The sequence below is a fragment of the Saccharomonospora iraqiensis subsp. paurometabolica YIM 90007 genome, from assembly GCF_000231035.2.
In the GTDB taxonomy this organism is placed as follows: Bacteria; Actinomycetota; Actinomycetes; order Mycobacteriales; family Pseudonocardiaceae; genus Saccharomonospora; species Saccharomonospora paurometabolica.
Map to the genome: position 1 here is coordinate 10698 of NZ_KI912192.1, position 864 is coordinate 11561.

Consider the following 864-nt stretch of genomic DNA (forward strand, 5'->3'; position numbering starts at 1 on the left):
GCGAGCCCGGTCAGGACCGCGCGGGCCACCAGCGTGGGCCCCAACGTCCGGTCGTCGCCGGAACGCAGCGGGGTGGCGCGCGCCCGGTCGATCAGATCCTCCACGGCCGTGCGGGCGTCGTCGCCGAGGGGACAGTCGCGGCGGGCGCAGTCCGCGGCGAACTCGTCCAGGGTGGCCTCGGCGCTCCCGGCCACCCCGTCGAGCACGGTGACCAGCTCCGAGGAGGGGTCCGGAACCCCGTCGAGCACCACCCGCCCGACCCGGTCCGGGTAGCGGGCGGTGTAGTGGGCCACGCTCGTCGACCCCTCGCCGCGGGCGAGGAGGTTGAGCCGGGGCACCCCGAGCTGCTCGCGCAGCTCGTCCAGGTCGCCCGCCGTGCGCCAGCTGTCCAGGGCGGTGCGGCTGTCCTCCAGGCTGATGGCGCACTGCTGCCCGGCCACGCGGGCCGCGTCCAGCAGCGGGTCGACGGTCGTCGTCGGGTCGTGGTCGAGCAGGGTGGCGCGGGTCTCCGGCGGCACGCAGTCCACCGAACCGGACTCGCCGGTGCCCCGCCGGTCCATGCCGATCAGCGAGAACGTCTCCAGCATCGCGGGCGGCAGCGTCGCGGCGAGCTCGACCGCGCGGAGGGTGCCGGGGACACCGTCCACGTCGTTCACCACCACCAGCGGGACGGGGCCGTCGCCGAGCCGCAGCAGCGCGAGGCGGGCCAGTCCCCGGCGGGGGGTGCCCGGCGTGTCGAGGGTGCTGGTGATGTGGGCACACCGCACGCCCGCCCCGTCCGGCGCCGTCCGGTCGAAGTGCTGCCGGACGGTGTCCGGCACCTCGCCGCCCAGCCGCTCGGCGGTCGCGGCGCGACAGTCCGAC

Annotated in this window: 1 protein-coding gene; it reads right to left on the bottom strand. The window is 77.0% G+C overall.

Annotated features, from left to right (window positions below; all coding sequences use genetic code 11):
- Positions 1-864 (bottom strand): alpha/beta fold hydrolase (locus SACPADRAFT_RS0201670; RefSeq protein WP_007027792.1); only part of this gene is annotated, 864 nt, incomplete at both ends.